The organism is Pseudomonas lactis (assembly GCF_001439845.1).
Lineage (GTDB): Bacteria > Pseudomonadota > Gammaproteobacteria > Pseudomonadales > Pseudomonadaceae > Aquipseudomonas > Aquipseudomonas lactis.
The window spans coordinates 193,634-214,168 of record NZ_JYLO01000004.1; the positions used below are offsets into that span (position 1 = coordinate 193,634).

16 protein-coding genes are annotated in these 20,535 nt (G+C 60.0%); 6 read left to right on the forward strand and 10 right to left on the reverse strand.

What is annotated here, in order from left to right; genetic code table 11:
- Positions 1–668 precede the first annotated feature (668 nt).
- Positions 669–983, reverse strand: coding sequence for a hypothetical protein (locus tag TX24_RS07900; protein ID WP_003190472.1), 315 nt, complete (start codon positions 981–983; stop codon positions 669–671).
- 397 nt (positions 984–1,380) lie between these two features.
- On the opposite strand from TX24_RS07900, the gene cyoA reads away from it, so the two are divergent.
- The 5 genes from cyoA to cyoE are packed head-to-tail and all read left to right on the forward strand — an operon-like array spanning position 1,381 to position 6,092.
- The gene (cyoA, locus tag TX24_RS07905) at positions 1,381–2,304 is read left to right on the forward strand and encodes a ubiquinol oxidase subunit II (protein ID WP_057710082.1); all 924 of its coding nucleotides are present in this window, start codon (positions 1,381–1,383) and stop codon (positions 2,302–2,304) included.
- Between the two features lie 2 nt (positions 2,305–2,306).
- A complete protein-coding gene (gene cyoB / locus TX24_RS07910; RefSeq protein WP_057710083.1) occupies positions 2,307–4,280 on the forward strand; it encodes a cytochrome o ubiquinol oxidase subunit I in 1,974 nt (657 codons plus the stop codon).
- Positions 4,281–4,283: 3 nt separating this feature from the next.
- Complete coding sequence (gene cyoC, locus TX24_RS07915; RefSeq protein ID WP_020303216.1) at positions 4,284–4,898, forward strand: cytochrome o ubiquinol oxidase subunit III; 615 nt, start codon at positions 4,284–4,286, stop codon at positions 4,896–4,898.
- Position 4,899: 1 nt separating this feature from the next.
- A complete protein-coding gene (gene cyoD, locus TX24_RS07920; protein WP_019821483.1) occupies positions 4,900–5,238 on the forward strand; it encodes a cytochrome o ubiquinol oxidase subunit IV in 339 nt (112 codons plus the stop codon).
- A 14-nt stretch (positions 5,239–5,252) separates the two neighbouring features.
- On the forward strand, positions 5,253–6,092 hold the full coding sequence (gene cyoE / locus TX24_RS07925) for a heme o synthase (RefSeq protein ID WP_244175836.1): 840 nt from the start codon (positions 5,253–5,255) through the stop codon (positions 6,090–6,092).
- Positions 6,093–6,220: 128 nt separating this feature from the next.
- Here the strand turns inward: cyoE and TX24_RS07930 are convergent, their stop codons facing one another.
- From TX24_RS07930 to TX24_RS07940, 3 genes are all read right to left on the reverse strand, one after another.
- The gene (locus tag TX24_RS07930) at positions 6,221–7,816 is read right to left on the reverse strand and encodes a histidine kinase famiy protein (RefSeq protein ID WP_169878772.1); all 1,596 of its coding nucleotides are present in this window, start codon (positions 7,814–7,816) and stop codon (positions 6,221–6,223) included.
- Positions 7,817–7,927: 111 nt separating this feature from the next.
- Positions 7,928–8,812 carry a manganese catalase family protein gene (locus TX24_RS07935; protein WP_034135316.1) on the reverse strand — a complete coding sequence of 295 codons (885 nt, stop codon included), beginning with the start codon at positions 8,810–8,812 and terminating at the stop codon, positions 7,928–7,930.
- A 165-nt stretch (positions 8,813–8,977) separates the two neighbouring features.
- On the reverse strand, positions 8,978–9,208 hold the full coding sequence (locus tag TX24_RS07940) for a hypothetical protein (protein ID WP_057710085.1): 231 nt from the start codon (positions 9,206–9,208) through the stop codon (positions 8,978–8,980).
- A 320-nt stretch (positions 9,209–9,528) separates the two neighbouring features.
- Here TX24_RS07940 and TX24_RS07945 point away from each other — a divergent pair, with 320 nt between their 5' ends.
- The gene (locus tag TX24_RS07945) at positions 9,529–9,711 is read left to right on the forward strand and encodes a con-10 family general stress protein (protein ID WP_003190457.1); all 183 of its coding nucleotides are present in this window, start codon (positions 9,529–9,531) and stop codon (positions 9,709–9,711) included.
- A gap of 68 nt (positions 9,712–9,779) precedes the next feature.
- Here TX24_RS07945 and TX24_RS07950 read toward each other — a convergent pair whose 3' ends face one another.
- The 6 genes from TX24_RS07950 to TX24_RS07975 form a co-directional block, all read right to left on the reverse strand.
- Positions 9,780–10,904 carry a fimbrial protein gene (locus tag TX24_RS07950; protein WP_057710086.1) on the reverse strand — a complete coding sequence of 375 codons (1,125 nt, stop codon included), beginning with the start codon at positions 10,902–10,904 and terminating at the stop codon, positions 9,780–9,782.
- Complete coding sequence (locus TX24_RS07955; RefSeq protein ID WP_034135315.1) at positions 10,901–13,498, reverse strand: fimbria/pilus outer membrane usher protein; 2,598 nt, start codon at positions 13,496–13,498, stop codon at positions 10,901–10,903. The genes TX24_RS07950 and TX24_RS07955 overlap by 4 nt, the downstream gene beginning before the upstream one ends.
- A 33-nt stretch (positions 13,499–13,531) precedes the next feature.
- Positions 13,532–14,278: a fimbria/pilus periplasmic chaperone gene (locus TX24_RS07960; protein WP_003190451.1), complete on the reverse strand. Its 747-nt coding sequence runs from the start codon at positions 14,276–14,278 to the stop codon at positions 13,532–13,534.
- A gap of 71 nt (positions 14,279–14,349) precedes the next feature.
- On the reverse strand, positions 14,350–14,898 hold the full coding sequence (locus TX24_RS07965; RefSeq protein WP_003190448.1) for a fimbrial protein: 549 nt from the start codon (positions 14,896–14,898) through the stop codon (positions 14,350–14,352).
- 923 nt (positions 14,899–15,821) lie between these two features.
- A complete protein-coding gene (locus tag TX24_RS07970; protein ID WP_057710087.1) occupies positions 15,822–18,164 on the reverse strand; it encodes an ATP-binding protein in 2,343 nt (780 codons plus the stop codon).
- On the reverse strand, positions 18,161–20,521 hold the full coding sequence (locus TX24_RS07975) for an ATP-binding protein (RefSeq protein ID WP_057710088.1): 2,361 nt from the start codon (positions 20,519–20,521) through the stop codon (positions 18,161–18,163). The genes TX24_RS07970 and TX24_RS07975 overlap by 4 nt, the downstream gene beginning before the upstream one ends.
- Positions 20,522–20,535: the final 14 nt, after the last annotated feature.

Genomic DNA, 20,535 nt, shown 5'->3' on the forward strand with positions numbered 1-20,535 from the left:
GCATTAAAAAAATAAAACCGCTCATGCGTCTTTTGTTTCTTAGTAGTGAGTCTGTTCACTCCAGGCTCTTGGTAAAAAACTCCTGTCTTGCCCGCACTCCGTGCGGGCTTTTTTATTTGCGGCGGCGCTACACCCTGTGGCGAGGGAGCTTGCTCCCGTGACGTAGCGACCGACGGTAACCACGATGCGAAGCGAGCCGCTCGTGATCTTGCTCTTGATCTGCTTGTGATCTTGATCTTAAGCGCCCCGTTAAACCACGCTGGCCGAACGCAGGCTTGAATTCGTGGGTAACCCGGCAGGACGCCGGGTTAGCCGCCCCGCGCCATGGATGGCGCGTGGCGGCGGCCCACGGATTCAAGCCTGTGTTCGGGCATACCGAGCGTGAGCGAGGTGCCGAGTGGTGGGCAAGAGCCCTTTGGTTGCTTTGGGGCTTTTCCAAAGTGACCCGCCGTCAGGGCGGCCCCCTAAGTGGCCGTAACCACAGCAATGGATATGTACACAAACCAACTGTGTTGACTGTTAGGCCGCCATCGCAGGCAAGCCAGCTCCCACATTAAATTGCGGGCGTCAGTTAGTTAGGCGTCGGCTGTAAGGCCGCCTTCGCGAGCAAGCCCGCTCACAGTTGCAGCGCAGGGCCTCAGGTAGGTCCCGACTGTCGGCCGCGCCACTCAATCGTCGTCGTGCAAGTGAGCGTCCGCACAGGGCAGTCGGCCGGACTCACCACCGGCAATCCGTTCCGCCTGATCAATGCCGCGTTTGAGCGCGTCCCGCACCGTCCATTCGGCGCCCGACAATTGCTTGGTACGTTCAACCACGCATTGCCCCGTCGCGGTGTAGACGCACAGCAGCACTTCGATATCGCCATCTTTCCGCTCCCGAGCCCTGACTTCGATATGGCAGCCGTTTTCAACCTCCTGGGTAAAGCACTCTTCGTCGAGTGCCTTGGCGGCCCAGGCTTCATAGGTTTTGCCACGTATAAACATAGCGCTTCTCCAAAACCGTTAGTGGGGTTGGCCATCAACTAACGACTGAACTTCTTAACCCGAATTCAGACTTTTTCCAAGGCCAATTCCATCATGCACCGATAAAAACCCTTTACCGTTTCGCCTGTTAAACCGTTCGTCAGGCGAGGAAACAAATTGTTAAACCAACCCACCGGGCTCTATTCAAAATGTTCGGGAGCGCGGCGAAATGCGCCCTGCAGAGCGGCAGCAAAAGCTAATAGAACCGAGCAGTAGAAGCACTTTGTCTACTGACGGCACCTTATTGCCGAGTGTTTAACACCTGGCGGCGTCTGAGGTTAACAAGCGCTTCGCTTAGTTAACGCTTGAGCACTGATTCGGCGCAGCAAAACGCAAGTTTCCAACACAGGAGCAAGGCATGAAACGAGCGATGGGTTATTGCCTGGTCACTATTACCAGCCTCTTCTTACTCACCAGTTGCAACCTGGTGGTATTCAACCCCAAGGGGCAAGTAGCAACCGATGAGCGCGACCTGATCATTCTCGCCACCGGCCTGATGCTGCTGGTGGTCGTTCCGGTGATTGTGATGATGTTTGTCTTCGCCTACCGCTACCGCGCCACCAATAAAAAAGCCCGCTACTCCCCCCGCTGGGCCAGCTCGCACAAAATCGAGGCGGTGGTGTGGGGCGTTCCCCTGCTGATCATCATCGTCCTGGGATGGGTGACCTGGGAGACCACCCACGCACTCGATCCCTATCGCCCGCTGGAATCAGACACCCCGCCCATCAATGTGCAGGTGGTGGCCACCGACTGGAAGTGGCTGTTTATCTACCCTGACCTGGGCATCGCCAGCGTCAACGAGCTGGCCCTGCCGGTGCACACGCCAGTGAGTTTCACCGTCACCTCCGACGCGGCCATGACCTCGTTCTTTATTCCCGCACTCGGCGGGCAGATCTACGCCATGGCCGGCATGCAGACCAAGCTGCACCTGATCGCCAACGAGACCGGTGAGTTCAGAGGGATCGCCGCCAACTACAACGGCCCCGGTTTTTCCGACATGCATTTCACCACGCTGTCGCTGAGCGCTGCCGACTTCCAAAGCTGGGTGACAAAGGTCAAGGGCGCGGCCACGCCTCTGGACCACAGCACTTACGCGCAATTGGCCAAGCCCACCCTCAAGCACCCCGTGACCTATTACTCGGCGGTACAGGAGCGCCTGTTCCTGGACATCGTCGACAAATACGAAGGCATGAACAAGGCCAATAAACCCCAGCGCTCGCCATTGAGCGACGCTGCACAACGCACCGATCAACACCCAAGTCTGCTGGCTGAGGAGCGGTAACCATGTTCGGAAAACTGTCGTGGGACGCGATCCCAACCACTGAACCCATTGTGATGTACACCCTGGCCGTCGTCGGCCTGATCGGGGTGGCGCTGGTGGGCGCGATCACCTGGAAACGCAAGTGGGGCTATTTGTGGCGCGAGTGGTTCACCTCGGTAGACCACAAGAAGATCGGTTGCATGTACATCATCGTCGCGCTGGTGATGCTGCTGCGCGGGTTCTCCGATGCGATCATGATGCGCACCCAGCAAGCCATGGCCGCCAGCGGCGGGCCGGGTTACCTGCCGCCGGAACATTACGACCAGATCTTCACCGCCCACGGCGTGATCATGATCTTCTTCATGGCCATGCCCTTCGTCGTCGGCTTGATGAACATCGTCGTGCCGTTGCAAATCGGCGCTCGCGATGTGGCTTATCCGTTTCTCAACGCCCTGAGTTTCTGGCTGTTTGTGGTGGGTGCGGCGCTGGTGAACATTTCGCTGGGGGTGGGTGAGTTCGCGCGCACCGGCTGGGTCGCGTATCCGCCGTTATCCGAGCTGGGCTACAGCCCCGGCGTCGGCGTGGATTACTACATCTGGTCATTGCAGATATCCGGCATCGGCACGCTGCTCACGGGGGTGAATTTCTTCGTCACCATCCTGAAGATGCGCACCGAAGGCATGACGCTGTTCAAGATGCCGGTGTTCACCTGGAACGCGCTGTGCACCTCGGTGCTGATTCTGGCGGCCTTCCCGATCCTCACCGCCACCCTGCTGATGCTGACCCTGGACCGTTACCTGGGCATGCATTTCTTCACCAACGAGGCCGGCGGCAACCCAATGATGTATGTGAACCTCATCTGGGCCTGGGGGCATCCTGAGGTGTACATCTTGATCCTGCCGGCGTTCGGGGTGTTTTCCGAGATCGCAGCCACCTTCAGCAGCAAGCGGTTGTTCGGCTACGTGTCGCTGGTGTGGGCGACCATCGCGATCACCGTGTTGTCGTTCATCGTGTGGCTGCATCACTTTTTCACCATGGGCGCGGGGGGCAACGTCAACGCGTTCTTCGGCATCATGACGATGATCATCGCGGTGCCGACCGGGGTGAAAATCTTCACCTGGTTGTTCACCATGTACCGCGGCCGCGTGCGTTTCGAAACGCCCATGCTATGGACCCTGGGCTTTATCGTGACCTTCAGCATCGGCGGCATGACCGGGGTGCTGCTGGCGGTGCCGGGGGCCGACTTCCTGCTGCACAACAGCCTGTTTCTGATCGCGCACTTTCACAACGTGATCATCGGCGGTGCGGTGTTCGGCTATATGGCCGGCCTGACGTATTGGTTCCCCAAGGCGTTCGGTTTCCGCTTGAACGACAAGCTGGGGCGCATCGCTTTCTGGTGCTGGCTGGTGGGCTTTTATTTCGCGTTCATGCCCTCCTACGTGCTGGGTTTCATGGGCATGACGCGCCGTCTCAATCATTTCGACAACCCCGAATGGCGGCCCTGGCTGCTGCTGGAGTTGGTGGGGGTGGCAATCATCCTCTGCGGTGTGGCGACGCAGGCCCTGCAGCTGTTGGTGAGCATCCGCAACCGTCATCAATACCGCGACCGCACCGGCGACCCATGGGACGGGCGCACCCTGGAATGGGCCACTGCGTCTCCGCCGCCGCTGTACAACTTCGCCGAGCAGCCCAAGGTCAATGACCTGGACGCGTACTGGGGCATGAAGGAGCGCGGCGTCAGCACCCTCAGCCACACCGACTATCGCAGCATCCACATGCCGCGCAATACCGCGTCGGGCCTGGTCATCAGCCTGTTTGCGCTGGTCTGCAGCTTTGCGCTGGTGTGGCACATCTGGTGGATGGCGGCGTTCGGCCTGGTGGCCTCGGTGGTGGCGTTCGTGGTGCGCAGCTACGACGAAGACACCGATTACTTCGTGCCCGCGCAGGAAGTCGCGCGCATCGAAACGGCACGTCTCAAAGACCTGGCAGAGGCTTGACCCATGTCCAATATCGTTATGGAAAAAGACATCGCTCACACCCACGAACAAGGGCATGAAGACGCCGGTTCCCTGAGCCTGTTCGGGTTCTGGATCTACCTGATGACCGACTGCATCCTGTTCGCGACCTTGTTTGCCGGCTACGCCGTGTTGCGCGACAGCGTGGCGGGCGGGCCGTCGAGCATGGACATTTTCGAACTGCCCTATGTGCTGGCCGAAACCATGCTGCTGCTGTTGAGCAGTATCACCTACGGCTACGCCATGCTCGCCATGAACCACGGCAAACAACGCGATGTGTTGCGCTGGCTGGGGCTCACGTTCGTGCTGGGCGCGGGCTTTATCGCCATGGAGATCAACGAATTCCACCACTTGATCGCAGAAGGCTACGGGCCGGACCGCAGTGCCTTCCTGACGGCCTTCTTCACCCTCGTCGGCACCCACGGCGCGCACGTGTTGACTGGGCTGATCTGGATGGCGGTGCTGATGGTCCAGGTCAAGCAACGCGGCCTGACCAGCACCAACGCCACCCGGCTCAGTTGCCTGAGCCTGTTCTGGCACTTTTTGGACGTGGTATGGATCTGCGTCTTTACCGTGGTCTATCTGTTGGGGGTGGTGTGACATGTACAAGCAAAGCTCGCTTCACAGCAGTGCCGGTACGAGCCATGGCAGCAGCCGCTCCTACCTGGTCGGGTTCCTGGTGTCGGTCCTGCTCACCCTGATCCCGTTCGGCCTGGTGATGTTCCCGTCACTGCCGCGCACCTTCACCGCCTGGCTGGTGGTGGCGTTGGGCGCGATACAAATCGTGGTCCACCTCAAGTTCTTCCTGCACCTGGACACGGCCGAAGAACAACGCTGGAACCTGATTGCGCTGATTTTCTCGGCGGTCATCATTCTTCTGTTGGTGGGGCTTTCGTTATGGATCATGGACAGTATTCATCACAACATGCTGGCGCACTGAAACACTGGCGGGGGTTGTTCAATACCGCTATCGAGCTCACCAAGCCGGGCATTATTGTCGGCAACCTGGCCTCGGTGCTGGGCGGTTACCTGCTCGCCGCCAGCGGGCATGTGGCCTCGGTGACGCACGGGCTCGCGACCCTGCTCGGCACGGCTCTGGTGATCGGGTGCGGTTGTGTCATCAACAACTGCATTGACCGCGACATCGACCGGCGCATGGTGCGCACCTGTCACCGTCCGCTGGCACTGCGCACCATCAGGGTGTCCACTGCCGCAGGCTATGGGATCGTCCTGGGCGCCTGCGGTTTTGGCTTGCTGTGGGCCGGCAGCAATGCGTTGGCGTGCATGCTGGCCATGGTCGGGCTGGTGATCTATGCGGGGGTCTACACCTACTGGCTCAAGCGGCGTTCCCACTGGGCCACCTTGATCGGCAGCGTCTCTGGGGCGATGCCGCCGGTGATCGGCTATTGCGCGGTCACCGGGCGGTTTGACCTCACGGCGTTGCTGCTGATCGTGGTGTTCTGTTGTTGGCAGATGCCGCATTCACACGCGATCACCGTGATGCGCCGCGAGGATTTCCGCGCCGCAGGCCTGCCGCTGTTGAGCCTGGCCCAAGCCCACCGGCAGATACTGGCGTACATGCTGGCCTTCCTCGCAAGCGCTCTGATGCTGGGCGCGGTGGCGCAGATGGCGGCGTTGTATTTTGTGGTGATGCTCGGGCTTGGGGGGTATTGGCTCACCCTGGCGGCCAACAGCACACGACTGACTGACCCGACCGCCTGGGCGCGCAGGATATTCGGGTTTTCGATAGTGCTGGTGCTGGCGCTTAACCTGGCGTTGGCAGTACTGAGGTAGCTCTGCGGGCAGCGCCCTCCCCCTGTAGGAGCGAGCTTGCTCGCGAAAAACGTCAACGATAACGCGGGTTGCCTGCATAAACGCGGCGCCTGTGAGTTTTTCGCGAGCAAGCTCGCTCCTACAGAAGGTCATATCGTCGTCGGCTGTCTGGCATCAAGCACCGCACGGATTTTGCGGGGCAAGTCAGCAGGCTGATACGGCTTGGGAATCAACTCGAACTCATGCACCTCTATGTCCGCGCGGGCCAACGCGTCTTTCGCATAGCCGGTGGTCAGCAAGATCCTGATGTGCGGGTACAAGCGCGACACCTCCCGCGCCAGTGCCGCGCCATTCATTGCGCCGGGCATGATCAAGTCACTGAACACCAGGTCATACGTCGCCTGCCTGAGCATGCCCAATGCCTCGGCGGCATTGAGGGCGATGTCTGTGTGGTAACCGTAGTCAGACAGAATGACCTGCGCCAACTCGGCCACCTCGGGCCGGTCCTCTACAATCAGGATTCGCTCGTTACCTTGGGGTGAGGTCGCCTCAGGTGCCTGCTCGACCCACAGCTGGCTGTCATCGGCCGGAAAGTACAAGCGTATCGTCGTACCGATGCCCGGGTCTGAATGAATCCGCGCTGTGCCGCCCGATTGCTTGACGAAGCCGTACACCATCGACAACCCCAGGCCCGAGCCCTGGCCTTCTTCCTTGGTGGTGAAGAACGGCTGCATGACTTTGTCCTGAATACCTGCGTCGATGCCGTTGCCGTTATCCGAGACCGAAATGCTCACGTAACAGCCCTCCGCCAACCCCTCACGCTCGGCATCGATATCGCCGGGCACTTGGACGTTGCAGGTCTTGACGGTGACCGACGGATCAGCACGCCCGTGCAAAGCGTCTTGGGCGTTCGACAACAGATGCTGCACCGCCAGCTCCGCCTGGACCGGGTCGATGCGGCAATTCCACAGCTCGTCGGCAAGCTCCACCTGCAACGCGACGCCCCGCAGCGCACGGGCCATGAAGTCCGGGCGGCCGAGCAAGCTGTTCAAGTTGATCACCCGGCTGTCGAGCCGTTGCTTGCGCGAAAACGCCAGCAACTGCTGAGTCAGGGTTTGCGCCTTTTCCGCCGCCGCCCTGGCACGGCTGGCGCTGCTGACGATGCGCTGCGGATCGCTGCCGGGGCGCTTGGCGCTCTGCTGGATCAAGTCGAGATAGCCCATCATCACTTGCAGCAGGTTATTGAAGTCATGGGCGATGCCACCGGTCAGTTGCCCCAGCGCTTCCAAATCTTGTGCGCGACGCACGCGCTGCTCAGCGTCGTGGCGCCGGCTCACGTCCAGCTGCGAGGCGAAAAAATACACCAGTTGCCCACGTTCGTTGAACAACGGCGAAATGAACAGCTCGTTCCAGAAGGTCGAGCCGTCCTTGCGGTAATTGAGCACCTCGACACAGGCCTCATGGTGCCGCTCAACTGCGCGTTGCACCTGGTGCAGCGCGTTTTTGTCGGTTTGGGGCCCCTGCAGGAACCGGCAATTGCGTCCGATCACTTCGTCCAGTTCAAAGCCTGTCAGGGTCAGGAACGCCTGGTTGGCAAAGATGATCGGGTTATCCGGCTCGGCGGGGTCGGTCACGATCATTGCGCTGTGGCTGGCTTGCATGGCCGCAAAGAACAGGTCTTTGCGGCTGGCAGACAGCATCGCCAATTCCATACCCTCGACCACAGGCTTCTTCTTTGTCGCCAAGGTTCACCTCCAGATACGTGGTATGTGTTCCATGGACCGTGAAAATGCTGCGCAGTGCCATCAAAGGGCGCGGCGCCCGTGATTGGGCGCCGCGCGACCGTACAGCCTGGGTCATGGCTCAGGTTTTGGCTGCAGCCCCCTGCCCAGGTCAGCGCCGGTGGTGGGGTCGCTGGTGGGGTCCGAGAGCGTGCGGATCTTCATCGCGCTCAGCACCGCTTCCTCGTCGGCGTCCAACTGCACGCTGGCGGTGCCGTCACCGCCATCGACCGCCGGTTGTGGGTTTTCCACGAACTCCCAACCATCACCCTGGTTCCAGGGCCCGCGCAGGTTTTCCGCACCTTGGGACATGTTGAAGTACACCTGCGTGAACTCCGGCTTGCCCGGCAACTTGCCTTGGGGGAAATTCGGTTGAATGGCATGCAGCGCTTTTTCGAATGAAAGCTGGTGAGCGATTTCCCGCGTCATCAAAAACCCCAGCGCATCTTTTACTCCCGGGTCATCGGTGACGTTCATCAGCCGCTCATAGACGATTTTGGCCCGGGCTTCGGCGGCGATGTTCGAACGCATGTCTGCGGTGGGTTCACCGATGGTGTCAATGTAGGCGGCAGTCCACGGCACACCGGCAGAGTTGGTCAGCGGCGAGCCCGCCCCGTACAGCAGGCTGGTGATGTGCGAGTCATTGCCGGCGCCATTGAGGGCACGATACAACTCGCCCTCCTCTTCCACGCCTTCGGCCATCCGCCCCTTGGCGCCCTTGTTGAGCATCACGATGATGGAGCCGACGATCTCCAGATGGCTGAGTTCTTCGGTGGCGATGTCCATCAGCAAATCTTTGCGCCCCGGGTCGTCTTCCGCCAAGGCTTGGGTGAAGTAACGGGACGCGGCGGCCAACTCACCTTGAGCGCCGCCAAACTGCTCGAGCAAAAGGTTGGCCAGGCCCGGGTTGGGCTCGGCGACACGCACGGTGTATTGAAGTCGCTTGTTATGTAGAAACATGAACAAATCTCCTCAGGCTTACGGAAAAAGGCGCCCTGCTGGAATGCGCGCCTACCTTGCATGGGAAGTGGCCTGCGCATGGAAAATTTCAAAATAAACCGGCGCCTCACGACCAGCGGTAATACGCTGCAGGCCAAGCGAAACGGCGCTTGTAGCGCAGCTCTCTCAATCGGCACCGTGGTTTTCCGACTCGGGCACGACGTCGATGCCGGGCGTACCGCTGGCGGGTTTGATGCTGGCGTCAGCGGGTGTCGCGGCGCTGTCGGGATGGTCCCAATCGGTGGTCGCGTTGGGGTCTTCGTCGCGCCCGGCAGTGCCAATCACGCAACCGTCTTCATTGGGTGCGCCTGGTTGCTCAAGCGGCCGGTACTGTGGGTTGGATGGGTTGGGCTTCATGGCTGAAATGCTCCCGTTCACAGGTTAGGAACCTCGTTGGAACGACGCCTTTTTTTGGAGTGCGACGAAAAAGACGAATGGCAGGACCCTAAACTAAGCCGGCAGTTTCGATCTTATTAATACCGAAGCGCTGACCGGCAATAAAAGTTATACGAAGCGGCGCATCAACCAAGTTCCTGTATAACTTTTTCAGCGAAATCACCGTTCGTCGCCGGTTAGAAAAATCGGTAAAACATTTCCCAAACAGCCAATATCGGAATAAGTGTCCGTTGCGAAACGGCCAACTAACGAAACGCTAACTTAGCGATTGGAGAACTATCATGACTACAGGTAATAAAAACCCGGGCAACTTTGCCAATGATCGCGAAAAAGCCTCCGAAGCCGGTAAAAAAGGCGGCCAGGCGTCGGGCGGCAACTTCGCCAACGACCGTGAAAAAGCCTCGGAAGCCGGCCGTAAAGGTGGGCAGCACAGCCATGGCGGCGGTCGGAAGTCGGGTTCTTGAGTAACGGTGGGAGGGGCAGCCTGGCTGCCCCTTCAAACCAAACGCACAGAACATAAGTGACATATTCATCACTGATAAATAATCGTAAACGTCGCCGACGCATTGGCCGGGCCTGGCGTGACTCGGTTGGCGGTTTGCAGATAACGGGCACGCAAGCGGATGTTGTAGCTGGACTCGAAGGACAGTGGGTTAATACCGCTGGCCCGATTCATCCCCAGGGGTACCGGGGTACTGTCTAGTGTCGCTACTTGGATGCCGACTCCGCTTGCGGCAGGCGAATTACCTGTGCCTGTGGGATCAATGCTCAGCACGCCCGTACTGGCATTGATCGCCGGGCGCGAGGAGTCGATGCGAAATTGCAGGGTGTTACCCGCTAGGGTTCCGCCGGAGCCAACGCCGCTGGGTGAATTACCACTTTGCGAAAGCCAGCCAGGTCCGGTGGTGGAATAGGTGCCATGGAACGCCGGGCAATCATTCAAGTTGATGGAAAAATCTGTCCACCCTGTGGCGCTGTTAAGCCCGGTGAACTTATTGGTCAAGTGCGTCCCCATCGGCACTGAAACATCCGGCGTACTGCATGTGCGCGAGACAATCTGGATACTGCCGGAGATGCCCATCCTGAAACCCTGCATCCTGGCATCGCCGAAGTTGCCAAACAGGCTCACGACCGGCAATGAGCTGCCCGCCAATACACCTGGCGTTACTTCCCCTAGTTTGATCAGTATCAATTCGAAGTTCGAAGGTCCATCAAACGGAATCAGGCAGCGAGAGCCCGATGTGCAGGCAGTCCAGGATTTGTTGGTTTGCCTGGGCAGCACGCCGCCGAGACTATTGATAACCACCCCCAGCCCTGGAATTCGGGTTCTGTAGACCTTGTTGGCATAGGGGCCGCTGGACCAATTGGCTAAGCCAGAAGTCGCCTCGACCGTCAACTCGGTCCACTGTTGAAACGGAGCAAACCGGCAGTCCAGCTCGGGTGCCTGGCCCAAGGCCATGCTGAAGCGCTGTCGATAGACTTCGGCGCCCACCGGCACATCACGTCCGACGGTAATCGCCGAGACCTGCAATGGCATGTTGCCCACTGCGGCCTGGATACCGTTGTTATATGTACAGGTCACTGCCATGGCCGTATCGGCCATCGCCCAAAGTGCCGCCAGCGCTAGGCTGGGTTTGATCAAAGCGCCCATGTTCATAACGGTACCTTTTGCATGTTGTTGGGCGGCGTGCTGCCCGCGACCTGTTTGCCGGCGGCGCAAATAGCGTCCACCTGCTGCAATTGCTGGCCCTCGCCGGGGCCGGGAGGAATCATCAGGGCACACTGTTGATGGGTCTTGCTGCCCCAGTTGATCAACAACTGGCGGGTTTCTGGCTTGATCCGGGCATAGAGCAGACCGCCCTGCCCGACCATTCCCACCGAGGCGCCTTCGCCGTCGGTCACGCCTGCGCCAAATGGCAAGCTGCTGCCATCGTCCAGGCGCACATTGAGCAGCACCGCACGGCCCTGATTAGTGGTGTATTTAAGATGCACCACGGCACCGGCGCGTGGGGCGACTTGTTGGCTAGTCTCGTTGAGTTCGACATCCAGCGAACTGCCAATCGGGTCGATGGCCACCTCGTTCAGCTCATAAGGCCGTAGGTACGGCACCACGGCATTGCCGCGACTGTCGAGCGTGAGGCCGGGGTATCCCGAAACCTTGGCGCCCGCGGCACCCGGCGCACTGACCACCGCCATGGTTTCGCCGCGGTACGGCGTCATGGTCACACCCTCGGCGTGGGCCACCACGGTGCCGCTGGCGCCCATCGAGGCACTGGTATAGCCATCGCCACGCCCCAGTGCCGCACTGAGCATGGCTCGCCCACCCGTGTACTGACCGTTAAGCGCGGCGCTCTTGCTGTGGTTGGCGCCGTCATGGCCGAAATTGGCGCTATAGCCATATTGACGGTCTTGGCCGGCGGTGCCGCTGATACCGGCCTGCTCACTGTAATTGCCTTGGGTATCGCGGCCCACCTGCGCGGTTATTTGCGGAGTGTTACCCGACGCGCCGAAATCCAGGGGCATGCTCATGGTCAGCAAAAAGCTGTTCTCCATGTCGCCCAGCCCCATGCGGCTGCGGTTGGCATTCACACTGAAGCTGACGCGGTTGAACTGCTTGCTGTAGCTGAACTGGTACTGCACATCACTGCCCGGCTGATTCCAGTAGTTTTGCGCGTAACCGCTGATAGAGACTTGCCCCCAAGCCCCAAGGTTCTGGTCGGCGGTCACCGAAAAACGACTGCGCGGGCGACCGAACATGCTCGAATCCCAGCCATTTTTCTCGGCATCCAGCAGTTGGATGGCGTTGCTGAAATCCAGGTAGTCCTGAGTGGAAAACCGATAGGCCGCCAGCGAGAAGTTACTGCCGGTACTGAGCACATTCTTGCTGTACGACACCCGCATGCTCTGGCCCTTGGCAGCGCCGCCGGCCAGGTCGGTCTGGGCGTGCGTGATGTCCACGGCCATCGCACCGATGGGTGTGCCGAACGCCAGGCCGGTGAGCACCGCCGTGTAGTCATCGCTCGATTGCAGACCGGCAAAACCGGTGAAGGTATTGTTCAAGCCGTACTGCACAGTCCCTTGCAGCAGGCGCGCCTGATCGTCGACGAAGTTGTTGCGGGTTTCACCCGCGGTGAGGCTGAACCGCGAGGTGCCGGGGCGTAGCAACTGGCTGACCGAGGCGTAGGGCACGATAAAGTTCTGCTCAGTACCGTCGGCTTCGGCCACGCTCACGCTGAGGTCGCCACCATAGCCGGTGGAGTACAGGTCATCGATCACAAACGCGCCGGGCGCCACGGTGGTTTCCAGCAAGATATTGCCGGCCTGGCGAATGGTTACCCGCGCATTGGTGCGGGCAATACCCCGGATGACCGGCGCATACCCGCGCATCGAATCAGGCAGCATGCGGTCGTCAGTGGACAATTGCACGCCACGGTAGGACAAGGTGTCGAAGATCTCGCCGGTGGTGTTGGACTCACCCACCGTCAGTTGGCTTTTCAACGCGGTGATATCACGCTGAGCGTATGTGTCCAGAGCCTGATACCGGCTGCCCAAACGTGACTGCCAGCTCATGGACGCGTTGTGGCGCAGGCGCCAGTCCCCCAGGTTCAGGCCCGCGTTGAGGCCCATGAACGCCGAATCGGAGTTGCCACTGCGGGTGCGGTTACGATTGGCGTTGAAGTTGTAGCTGAGCATGGCGGCCGTCACGCCACGGTCCCACAACTGCGGGCTGACGTAACCCCGCGCATTACGCTTGAGCGCCACCTGGGGAATGCTCAGGTCCAGCGCCTGGTTCTCTGGGGAGAAGTTCGCGGTAGCGCCAGGGATTACCTGCCACACTGCCGGGCACGCCTGACTGTCGAGCATCGTGCTGGCCTCGGGCGTAAGGCTGGCCATTTGCACACCCTGGCGCTCAAGCAAGCCACGGTTCATACACACCACCGGCTTGCTGCCGTCGGCCTGGGCGTCAATGCGAATATCCTGCCGGTTGTTCAGTTGCCCGTTGAGGATGATGTCGGCTCGGTATTGACCGGGCATCACCGGGTTGCCGGCCTGGTAGGCACTCAGGTCAAGATTGCGCGAGTCTTCGGGCAGGAAGGCGTCATTGAACTGCACTTCTTGCGCCAACGCGCCTTGCATGCTCCACACGCCTGGAGCAATGGCCAATGCCTTGAGGATCAGGGCAGTGAGCGGATTCAAGGCGAAGCGAGGCCGCGCCCGCAGAAAAAGCCTGGAGCAAGAAAAGGTCGACATAGATGACTCGCGGGTAAAAACGTCAGGAATGGATCAGGGCTGCAGCGTGTTGCGGGTCGGGACCAGCGCGCCGTAATCGTTGATGGCGCTGAATTCCACCTGGGCCTGGCTCGACGGCCTGGCCTTGAGCGTGGGCAGCGCGAACTGCCGGGTTTCCCCAGGGCCGACCATGCCGTCCTCACTGCGATAGCGTTGGTTACCCGCCACCAGGTCCAACTCGATCAGCGAGACGTGGAACGCCGACGGGTTGTACGCCTTCAGCGCCAGGCCTTGGCCATCGCGTGCCGTAACCAATTGCCACTGCACCTGCTCAACCGCCTCATTGGGATTTCCAGGCAAGCCGACCGGGCGATAGAACAGCTTGATGCGCGAACGGAAAGCCATTTGCAGCGTGTTGAGGTCTGCACCCGCCTCGGGTTTGGGCGGGATTTCGAGAACGTTGAGCCAGAACACCGACTCTTTGTCCTGCGCCAAAGGCGCGCCGGTAAAGAGCACTCGCAAGCTTTGGCCCTTGGTCGGGTCAATGCGCGCCACCGGGGGCGACAATAGGAACGGCGCCTTGGAGCTGGTGGGTGTCGATTCGACGCTGCCGGTGTCGATCCATGATTGGACCAGTGCGGGCAACGTGCCGTTATTGTTCAGTTTTACGGTGATTTCTTTCTGGTCCGCCGGATAGACCAGGCGCGTACCGGTAATCACCACTGCAGCGAATGCATGGGAACACATCAGTGTGGCCAGGCCGATCAGCAGCAGTGGTTTGAATGCACGTGTGCACGACATAGAGCAATCCCTTTACCGTCTGGATGCACGCCCTTCAATACCGAGCAGGGCGTGTGTCCAAAGCCTGCGACTTACTGATAATTGATGGAGTAAGTCACGGAGCCCACAACGGTGCCCGGCGTGGTAGCCGACTGGGCGTAGTACTGAACGGCGTACGGCAGCACAGCGGTCAGGGCAGTTGGGTCAACAGTTACGCGGCTGGTGGAGGTAACCTGAGACGTGTTGCCGGCCTTGATCGCGTTGCCATTGGTGGCATCCACCAACTGCAGTTGGACCTTGGTGGCTGAACCGCTGATGTTCTTCACATTACCGCTGGCCGGATCCACGCCACCGCCCGACTCAAAGAACGCCGCCGCGGTTTTGATCGCAGCAGAGCACTTGCTCAGTTCGATGTTGAAACCGGTCTGGCCAGCTACTTGCCCGGCGGAAGCCAAGGAAGCGGTGGAGATGGTTGGCAAGGTGACGGTGGTCGCGCCGGAAGCTGCTGCACCATTGACGGCCACTTGGCAGGTTTCGGCTTTCAGCTCACCGTTGAAATCAATTTTGCCGTCCGAAGCCATGGCAGCAGAAGAGACGGTGGCAGCGACCAGTACAGCGAGGGCGCGAGCTTTGTAATTCATGAGTAACTCCGAGAACGCGATAGGCTTGATTAAGTTGTGAAGTTCCCTGGACGGGAAATACTTCTGCGTTGTTGCGAAATGAAGTGTAAGCAGCGCACTTAATTTTCAAAATAGGAGTGCTCTGAAAAACAAATAACCCGGGCAAATCACCTTATAAACAGGCGATTAAAGTCAACAAACAAAGTCCCCCACCATAGTGGGCTGGCTTTAATAAGCCAACAGACAAAGCGTCTATAGGAGTGGTCCTAAAAGCGCGCCTGAACGGTATATTTAAATCCAGCTTATATAATGAGTCATCGTTATCCTGATCATCAGATGTTGACTGACCCACCGTTATCGCAGCCTAAGCATCTACACAACTTCGAGGTTAGGCTGGACCCGTGGCGGCCTGACATCCGACGCTTATCTACCTGGCGCGCCGCAGTCCAAATGTGGGAGCTGGCTTGCCTGCGAAGGCGGCCTGACAGTCAACACAGTTGGATTGGGTACATATCCGTTCCTGCGGTAACGGCCACCTAGGGTTCCGCCCTGACGGCGGCTCCCTTTTGAACAGCGCAAAAGCAAGCAAAACGCTCTTGCCCCACCACTCGGCACCTCGCTTAGGCTCGGTGTGCCCGTAATCCGCCAGTGATTTGGGGGCCGCCTGAACGGCTCGCTTCGCATCGTGGTTACCATTGAGCGCTACAGAATTGTATAGATACCCATCGCTATCGCAGGCAAGCTCTAATGCCGTTCAGTTAAGGCATTTTGTAGGAGCGAGCTTGCTCGCGAAAAACTCACAGGCGCCGCGTTCATTCAGGAAGCACACATTATCGTTGACGTTTTTCGCGAGCAAGCTCGCTCCTACAGAGGGCGATATACGCTTAACTGAACGGCATTAAGGCAAGCCCCACCTGTGAGAACGAGCGGGTACAGCAACGAGGCTATGCTGGCGCAGGCCTTTGACCAAGCAGCACGCTGAGACGCTCGGCTATCTGCTGCGCTGGCCAGTCACGCTCATCGCGCAATAGCCGTTCCAGGCTTTCGACAGTGCTCACCAGGTCGTCCCGCTCCAGCCCCAGCGCCGCCCCGTGCAGACGCTGAACTGCCTGCAACGCTTGGCTTCGCTCGCGCAAGGCCAGTGCCTCGATCAAGTCGTTAAAGGCCGTGCGCAGGATATGCGACTCCTCCTCTGACTCTTCCTTGGGCATTGCCGGCAGCGGACCTTGCGGCATGTCACACCAAAGCTCGATCATCTGCTGCAACTTGGCTGGTGTAACCGGCTTGACCAGCACCCCGTCGAGCCCCGCATCAAAACAACGCTCTAGGTGCTCGTTATCGCTGAAGCCCGCGACAGCTACAAGCGGACAATGGGCACGCTGCAGCACCTGCTCCAACTCACGAAAGGCGCCCGCCAGCGGCTCGATTTCACTGTTTGGCAAGTCGCAATCGATCAATACCATATCGACCCGTCGCACATTGAATAGCGTCAACCCTTGGGCGCCATCAACCGCCAGCAACACCCTACAACCCAGCGCTTGCAGGTGTGCAGGCAGTGTCTGTTGGCCGGTCACAGGCGCCTGCACCACCAACACGTGTGCACCGTTACCCTCCACTTGGGCCGGCGCCGCTTCAGCCTGGGGTATATCCAGGGTCTTGGCCCACTCGACGGACAGCTTGACTTCAACCTCAGTACCCACGCCTTGGGTGCTGTTGAGGGTCAGCTCACCCGACATCAGCCTCACGAGGCGACGGCAAATCACCAGGCCAAGCCCGCTACCACCGGTACGTTTGTAAGAATGCTTGGCCCGTGCGTAGGGTCGAAACAGGCTGGCCTGCGCCTGCTGTGACAAGCCAATGCCGCTGTCGATGATGCGGATCAGCACGTGCGGCCCACGAACCTCTGGCCATTCAACCACCTTGAGCTGCACCTCTACCCCGCCTACCTCGGTGAACTTGACCGCGTTGGAGATCAGGTTGCGCAGCACCTGACTCAAGCGCATGCCCTCCAGCATCAAGGGGCCGCTGGGGCGTTCACCACTCAATGTCAGCAGCAGGCCTTTTTCTTCGGCGCCGGCGCGATACTCCTCCACCACCTGCTGGACTAAGGCCCAGAGGTCCACAGGCTCCAGGGTCAGGGTCAGTTGCCCGGCCTCCATCCTGGAAATGTCCAGCACGTCATCCACCAGCCGCAGCAAGGTATTGGCGCCGCTGTTGGCCAATTGAGTGAAGTGGCGCTGCTGTTCGTCCAGCGGTGTGTGCTCCAACAACTCGATAGCCGCCAGCACCGCGTTCATCGGCGAACGCACTTCATGGCTGACCACCGCCAAAAACATCGCCTTTTCCCGCTCGCTCTGCACGGCCTGGCGGCGCTGACGACGGCTTTGCCAGGCGAACGCGATCAACAGCAGCACCACCGACAGCAACAGCCACAACTCACCCTGGAAATGCTCGGCGATGTCCTTGATCGTCGGAATGTCCAGGTTCATGTCATCGAACCAGGCGTCATAGATCGCTTTGCGCTCATCGTTGCTGATGGACCCCAGCACTTTCTCCAGGATCGACAACAGGATCTCGTCGCTGTCACGCACCGCCATGCTCACGCCGGTGTGCAATTGCGGCACCACCCCGGATACTTGCAACACCCCCTGATACTGCCGGGAAAGATAGGGGATCAGTAACCATTCAGAGGCGATGGCGGCATCCGCCCGACCGTCCTTGACCATCGCCATGATGTCGACGGCGTTCTGGCCGGAGATCACCGTTATGCCGGGGACCTTCTGCTGCAAAAACGCCTGATACCCCTCGCGCCCCAACATCACCAGACGTTTGCCGGCAAGTTGTTCCAGGTCCACGAATGGCTGTTGGCCAAAGCGGCTGACGAGGATGGTGGAACTGGTGTTGTAGGGCGTCGTATAGCGCATGCCCAGGTCCTTGACCGGATCGTCGTCGCGGCGCCGGGTCGGCAAGATATCCACCTCGCCGCTGATCAGCATGTCCTTGCGGGCGCTACGATTGCCGGTGACCACCGACTGGAAATGCAGGCCGGTACGCGCCGCAATCAAACCCAGGTACTTGGCCGATAGCCCACGCAACTGGCCGTCGCTGATGTACTCGAAGGGCAGCAGGTTGTCGAACACACCGACACGCAGCACGGGGTTGGCGGCGATCCAGTCACGCTCTTGCTGGGTCAAGGTCATCGACGGCGGGTCGGCCTGCGCATCGGCCAGGCCCGCGCTTGCCAGCAGCAACCACCCCAGCAGCAGGCGCAACCGTGCAACCCTCATGGTTGCGTCATCGGCGGCGGCGCGACCATGGCCAGCATGTCCAGCGGGGTCTCCTCGCTCGCGGCACGCCAGTGCTGAACCAACGCCTGAAGCGTGTGCACGTAAACCGGGTTGCCCCAGCCCTCCTCTGCCCGCAACAGGTTCTCCATGTGCGCGGCCGCCTGGGCCAGGGCCGGCCATTCGATGATCAGTGCCGCGCCGTGTAACCGATGGGCAACATGGATGGCCGAAGGGCGATCACAGAGCGCCATCGCCCTGAGCAGGCTCCCCAGGTCAGCCGCCATCTCACGGTTGATAGCGGCCTGATCAAGTGTCGGGGCCATCAAGCTGGCACGCGGTGCCGCCAACGTGACGCCGCACCACTGCTCGATCACGTCACTCAACTGCCCCAGACGTATGGGCTTGCTCAACGCCCCATCCATGCCCGCCGCCAGGCAGCGTTGAAGGTGCTGCTCGCCGGTCAAGGCGGAAATGGCAATGATCGGGCAGCGCGCTCGCCCCCATTGCTGTTCGAGCGCCCGCAGTTCGCAGACCAGGCTGTAGCCGTCCTGATCCGGCAGGTCGCAGTCCATCAATACCAACGCGTAAGCGCGCTCAGCGAACCGCACGCGGGCCTGGGCCGCATCGGCGGCAATCACTGGCACACAACCAAACCCGCTGATTTGCGCCCGCAGCACTTCCTGGTTGGCCAGGGTGTCTTCCACCACCAGCAGCTGCAAACCATCGGTGACATGCAAAGGCATTGGGGCCGGGGCTCGCGTCGGTTCAGCGGCCTCAGGGGCAAGGGTTGCGGGCAAGTACAGGTTGATACACGTTCCCACTCCCGGCTCGCTGCGCAGGGTCAGCGAGCCTTGCATCAAATCGACCAATTGCCGACATATCATCAGGCCCAGGCCGCTGCCTCCCGCACGCTTATAGGACTGACTCGCCTGGGCATAAGGCCGGAACAAAGAGGCCTGCACCGCTTCGCCCATACCGATGCCGGTGTCGCGGACTTCAACCTGCAACTGATGCTTACCGTCCAGCAAGTCTTCCAGGCGCAGGGTGATGTCAACAGCGCCGGTATCGGTGAACTTGATGGCGTTGGACAACAGGTTATGAAACACCTGCGTCAGCCGCGAACGGTCGAGCCACAACGACGGCAGGGGTGTCTGCACGCTCACATTCAGACTCAAGTGCTTTTCCCCGGCACGCAGGCGATGCAAGCCCACTACGCCATGCACCAGCGCGATGACATCCGTCGCCTCAAGTGTCAGGCGTAACGCCTTGGCCCCTGAATCCGGCCGGTGCAGCACATCATCGAGCAAGCGCACCAGCATATTGGCGCCGCTGTTGGCCAAGTGCGCGAAGTGGCGCTGCTGGTCATTGAGTCGGGTGTGCCACAGCAGCTCCATGGCCGCCAGCACGGCGTTCATTGGCGAGCGTATTTCGTGGCCCATCACCGCCAGGAACATGGTTTTTTCCTGCTCGTTCCGCTCGGCCTGCCGCTGCTGGCGGTAACCGCGATAGACCAGCACACACAGGCCAATCAACGCCAACATGCCCAGAATCAAAAGGTGCAAGTAATGGCTGGCGATGTCCCACAGGGTCGGCGCATCTACCTCCAGGTCCCGGTACCAATGCTCGTACATCGCATTCTGTTGTGAGGGGCTGATCGAGCCTAGGGCTTTGCCAATGATCGAGGCCAGCATGGCGTTATCGGCGCGCACCGCCATGTTCACATCCAACATGCTACTGCCCACCACGCCAGAAATTTCCAGCACGCCCTGAAACTGTCGATACAAATAGGGCATCAAGAAGGCTTCGGAGGCCACGACTGCATCGGCACCACCGTCCCGGAGGGTGTTCAGCATGGCCAAGGCCTGGGGGCTTTTGATCAGAGTGGCTCGGGGTGCCCTTTTTCTGAGCAACTGCTCGTAATACTCCACATCGGGGATCACGACGGTTTTATCTTGTAGCTGGTCAAGGTCAAAAATATCGGCGTCGTCGACACGGGTCACGATGATCGGCACGGTAGTGTCGTAGACCAGCGCGGTAAGATCCTCGATAGGCGGCTCGTCACGAAAGCGAAAGTGCGAAGACAGCAGGTCTACCTGGCCATCCAACAGCATGCGCTCACGTGCAGCCCGGGTCTTGACCGGCACATAGGTGAATTCAAGCCCCGTGGCATCGCGCACATATTGCAGGTACTGCACCGGCCGCCCTTGCAGCACGCCATTACTCATGTACTCGAAGGGGACCAGGTTTTCCATCACCCCCACTCGAAGGACCGGATGCTGCGCTATCCACAGCCGCTCCTGCTCCGTCAGCTCAACCGGCGCCGCACAGGCAAGCGCGGCATCCAGCATCAGCAACATGAATAAGAGGGCAC